Origin of the sequence: Micromonospora maritima (genome assembly GCF_902825405.1) — a bacterium.
In the GTDB taxonomy this organism is placed as follows: Bacteria; Actinomycetota; Actinomycetes; order Mycobacteriales; family Micromonosporaceae; genus Micromonospora; species Micromonospora maritima.
In genome coordinates, this window is sequence record NZ_CADEAU010000429.1 from 1 (window position 1) to 4,624 (window position 4,624).

The window sequence follows — 4,624 nt, forward strand, 5'->3', positions numbered from 1 at the left end:
CCGGTTCCGGCCGCCGGCCGGCGGCGGGCCGGTCGGCCGGGCGCTGCGCCGGCACCAGCCAGAGTTCCTGCTGCACTTCTCCGCGCCGCCCGGCTCCGAGTATCAGGTCACCATGTGGCTGCCGTACCTGGAGCGGATCGGCCGGCCGTTCGTGGTGGTGCTGCGCGAGCCGGAGTTCCTGTCGACAGTGGCCGCCGCGACCCGCGCCCCGGTGGTCCTCTGCCCCACCCTGAAGGCGCTCGACGAGGCCCTGGTGCCCAGCCTGCGGGCCGCGTTCTACGTCAACCACGGCGCGAAGAACGCCCACTGCATCCGGTTCACCCAGCTCACCCACGTCCAACTGCACCACGGCGACAGCGACAAGGCACCGAGCGCCAACCCGGTGTCGGCGATCTTCGACAAGATCTTCGTGGCCGGGCAGGCGGCGATCGACAGGTACGCCCGGGCCGGGGTGGACATCCCCGCCGACAAGTTCGTCGTGGTCGGCCGCCCGCAGGTCGAGAACATCGAGGTACGCCGGGAGCCGGTCCTCGCCTCGGCGCACCCGACAGTCCTCTACACCCCCACCTGGACCGGGCACCACGCCGACGCGAACTACTGCTCGCTGCCGGTGGCCGAGACGCTGATCCGCCGGCTGCTCGACCGGGGGGCGACGGTGATCCTGCGCGCCCACCCGTACACGGACAAGAACCCGGCATCGGCGCGGCAGCTCGCCCGCCTCACCGAACTGCTCGCCGCCGACCGGGCGCGGACCGGCCGGGCCCACCTGTGGGGTGCGGCGGCCGCCCGGGAGTTGACGCTCACCCAGTGCGTCAACCGCGCCGACGCGTTGGTCTCGGACGTCTCCGGGGTCATCTCCGACTGGCTCTACTCCGGCAAGCCGTACGCGGTCACCGACACCGGCGCCGACGGGGAACACTTCGTCGAGCGGTTCCCGCTGGCCGCCTCCGGCTACGTGCTGCGCCGGGACATGTCCAACGTGGACGAGGTGCTGGGCGCGCTGCTCGACACCGACCCGAAGGCCGCGCAACGGTGGACGGCCCGCACCCGCTACCTCGGCGACTTCCCGGCCGACCGGTACGCCGAGACGTTCCTCGCCGCCGCCCGCCGCGAGCTGGAGCCCGACTGGGCCGTCCCGGTCCCCCGCGCCGCCGTCTAGCCCCGGGTCACAGGTAGGGGTCCAGCAGGGCGAGCACCGCTGCCGGGTCCTCCACGTGCGCGTTGTGGCCCAGCCCGGGCAGCGTCGCCACCGGCACCCCCAGCTCCTTGAGCTGCGCGTCGCTCACCATCGGGTCCAGCTCGCCCCGGGCCAGCAGCACCGGGACGTCGGTGGCCGCCAGCAGGGCGGGCAGCCGTGGCTCCCCCACCGCGAACGCGGCCGGGTCCATGGCCAGCCGCCAGCGGCCGTCCTCCCGGCGCAGCCCGGCGTCGACCACCGGATGGTCCGGGGCGAACAGTCCGGCCAGCCCGGAGACGCGCAGGTAGCGGCGAGCCGCCTCGTCCCGGCTGGCGAACCAGGTCACCGGCCGCGCGGCCAACTCGCCCGCCTTCGCCAGCTCCGCCGGTGACCAGACCACCTTGATGCCGAGGCCGACCACCGCGTCGACGGGCAGCCCTCGTTGCCGGGCGGCCAACGCCAACGCCACCACGCCCCGAGCGAGTGCCCGAGCAGCACCAGCCGGTCGCGCGGACCGAGCCGCTCGGTGACCGGACCGAGCCCGTCCACCACGCGCTGCGCCAGCGCCGCGAACGAGTACCCGGACAGCGGCGGCGACCAGCCGTGACCGGCCAGGTCCGGCGCGAGCCAGCGGCCCGGCCAACGGCGCTCCAGCAGCGGCGCCCAGGGCAGCCACACCTCCCCGGTGGCGCCCATGCCGTGCAGGAGCACCAGGTGACGGGTCCCCGTCGTATCGCCCATACGGCGCAGTCTGCCACCGTACGGACACGACGCGCGAGGGCCGACCTCTCCGGACAGCGTGGCGGCGGCAAGGTCACGGCAACCCGCAGGAGATCTTGGAAGCTCGGGGCCCTCCTGAGGGCCGTTTCCTTCCAAGATCTCGCTGGGGGTGGGCGGTTGGGTGCAACGGGATGGGCGGGATCGTGTCCGGGGTGTCGCGTCGAGGTCGGTGTGGGTGGGGTGTCCGGTTCGCGGGTGGTGGGCGGCACCCTGGCGGCGGAATCGACGATGGGCCGCAGGCGTTGTACCCGGGTGAACGACCGAGCAAGGCGAAGCATCCCTTCGCCCGCCGCCCCCACCCGCCGGGGAATGACGATGGCCCGCCGGTCGTTACACATCATCCCGGCGCCGCGTAGAGGCCCCCGCCCCCGCGAGCCTGCCGGATCCCCCGAAGACTTGTTGAGCGCCTGACGGTGCCCACACACCCCCGCCCCCATGGGGTGTGTGTCGACCCCCGAATGGAGCCCCCCTCATGAACACGATTCTGCGTAAGAGCGTCCTGGGTGTTGCTGGTCTGGCCTTCACCGGTGGCGTGTTCGCCGGTCCGGTCGCCGCCCACGCCGCCACCCCCGCGCACGCCGGTAAGCCGGTGGCGGCTGTCGCCAGTGTGCAGGGTGAGCAGTCGACCATCACCCTGAACGACGAGCAGCTGGCGAACGCGAAGGCGATCATCGCCGCCACGAAGAAGGCCGGTCTGCCGGAGCGGGCCGCGGTCATCTCGATCGCCACCGCGCTGCAGGAGTCGAAGCTGGAGAACCTGGGCCACCTCGGCGACCGCAACGACCACGACTCGCTGGGCCTGTTCCAGCAGCGCCCCTCCTCGGGTTGGGGTACGCCGGAGCAGATCACCGACCCCGAGTACTCGACCCTGGCGTTCCTCAAGGGCCTGAAGCAGGTCGACGGCTGGGACACCATGCCGCTGACCGAGGCCGCGCAGACCGTGCAGGTCTCCGCCTACCCCGACGCCTACGCCCAGTGGGAGAAGCAGGCCACCGACATCGTGGCCCAGCACTGGACCAAGTGACACCGAAGGCCGGCACCCCAACAGGGTGCCGGCCTTCGCGCGTACCGGAAAGGCGTCAGGCGGAGTAGCCGCGCGTGGCCATCCAGTTCGCCAGGTCGATGGTGGTGACCCAGTACGAGGGCAGCGACGGGTCGGCCGAGTCGGCGATCCGGAGGGTCCGGCCGTCGTTCTTGTAGCCGACCACCGCGATGTAGTGGCCGCCCGGGAACGAGTGCCAGCCGCCGTTGGTGTCGGTGGCGTCGCCGGCGACGTTGGCGACGACCGCCCGGCCGTTGCTGATCGCCGTGACCACGTCGGCCTGGAGCCGGTCCATCTGGGCCGGGGTGGGGGCGCCCGGGATCATGCGGGTCCGGTACGGGTCGCCCTTGACCTGCTGGTTGAGCACACGAGTGGTGTCCTCGGCCGAGTTGGTGCCCATCTCGGTGGTGCCGAGAGCGACGGCGAGCGTGTCCTGGCTCCGCTCGATGCCGGTCGCGCTGAGCGCGTTGCGCACCGCTGCCGGGCCGCAGTAGTAGTAGGTGGTCTGCGCCTGGTAGTCGTAGTCGAGCACCCTGCTCGCCGGGGGCTTCGGCTTGCTCTTCGGCGTGGTGTCCGGGTCGGCGGTGGCCTTGGCCGCGGGCTTCGCCGAGGGCGAGGCGGTGGGTGCGGCGCTGGGCGAGGCGCTGGGCGAGGGGACGGCGATGCGGGCCTCGCCGCGGCTGGCGGCCTCACCGAGGCGGGAGCCGAGTTCGGCGACCGCGACGGTGTTCTCCGGCCGGGCCGGGGCGTCGTCGGTGGCGGTGAGGGCGACACCGGTGCCGCCCGCCAGCACGAGGGCGGCGGCCGACCCGGCGATGATCTGGTACGGGCGCTCGGTCGCGAGCCGCCGCAGCTGACGCTTCAGGTGGTGCTTCACGGGTTCCTCCAAGGCGTGAGCGGCACACGCCGGCCCCCGCGCGGGAGACTTCACGCGCGTTGGACGGGGCGGGACGGCCGCGGGACGGGCACCCGGAATGCCGGGCGCACACGGGGGGTCGGGTGGGCGTCGCCGTCAGGCGAGCGCCGGCACCACCGGGCCGTGGAGGTGGGGGGACGATCGGGGGGTGGTTCGCACGAGGTGGGAACTCCTTCCGTGGCCGCCGACCGGGTTAGCTGACGGATTCGGGCGGGAAGTACGCCCTACCGCGGCCGTGGCTCGCGGATTCACCCCGGTGTTGCTGTGGGTCCCCGGTTCGTCTGTGCACGATTAGGCGGGTCGGTGCGGCGTCGCCATCTGCGATCGAAAACCGCACCGGACGCGCCGACACTACCGGTGGGTACGCGCCAAGCCAAGCGCTCTCACCTGCGTAAACGTGCGGCACGACTACGGATATCGGAACAGCCGGTTACTGACTTCACTCAATGGGGACAAGGGTTCGAGCCGGTATCGGAGGGCGAAAAGCGGGCATCCGAGGGCGCGACGGCCGGCAATTGCCGGGTTCGATGACCTGTTCTGCGTCGACCGCCCGTTTTCCGGTGCCGGGTGAGCGGGCTCACCGTTTTCGGTAACGATTCGGCGGAGACGGCGCCTCAGCCGACCCGGGCCGGTCGCCAGCGGGCACCCCGCGCGGTGGCCGGCACCGGCATCCGGGTCGCGGAGGCGGCGCGGGGCGCGGGCACCGGCC

5 protein-coding genes and 1 riboswitch are annotated in these 4,624 nt (G+C 72.8%); of the genes, 2 read left to right on the top strand and 3 right to left on the bottom strand.

From position 1 onward, the window contains the following. On the top strand, window positions 1–1,159 hold a 1,159-nt coding region (locus HUW36_RS26265; RefSeq protein WP_174530597.1), incomplete at its 5' end, for a CDP-glycerol glycerophosphotransferase family protein. Between the two features lie 7 nt (window positions 1,160–1,166). Here HUW36_RS26265 and HUW36_RS34625 read toward each other — a convergent pair. Continuing rightward, window positions 1,167–1,538: an alpha/beta fold hydrolase gene (locus tag HUW36_RS34625; RefSeq protein ID WP_246248331.1), complete on the bottom strand. Its 372-nt coding sequence runs from the start codon at window positions 1,536–1,538 to the stop codon at window positions 1,167–1,169. Beyond that, window positions 1,520–1,918, bottom strand: coding sequence for an alpha/beta fold hydrolase (locus tag HUW36_RS34630; RefSeq protein ID WP_246248332.1), 399 nt, complete (start codon window positions 1,916–1,918; stop codon window positions 1,520–1,522). The genes HUW36_RS34625 and HUW36_RS34630 overlap by 19 nt, the downstream gene beginning before the upstream one ends. Window positions 1,919–2,429: 511 nt before the next feature. Between HUW36_RS34630 and HUW36_RS26275 the strand changes: the two genes are divergently transcribed. Further along, window positions 2,430–2,981, top strand: coding sequence for a hypothetical protein (locus HUW36_RS26275; protein WP_174530598.1), 552 nt, complete (start codon window positions 2,430–2,432; stop codon window positions 2,979–2,981). 55 nt (window positions 2,982–3,036) lie between these two features. Here HUW36_RS26275 and HUW36_RS26280 read toward each other — a convergent pair whose 3' ends face one another. Beyond that, complete coding sequence (locus HUW36_RS26280) at window positions 3,037–3,888, bottom strand: C39 family peptidase (RefSeq protein ID WP_174530599.1); 852 nt, start codon at window positions 3,886–3,888, stop codon at window positions 3,037–3,039. 194 nt (window positions 3,889–4,082) lie between these two features. Beyond that, window positions 4,083–4,223, bottom strand: a riboswitch (cyclic di-AMP (ydaO/yuaA leader). Between the last annotated feature and the right edge of the window lie 401 nt (window positions 4,224–4,624).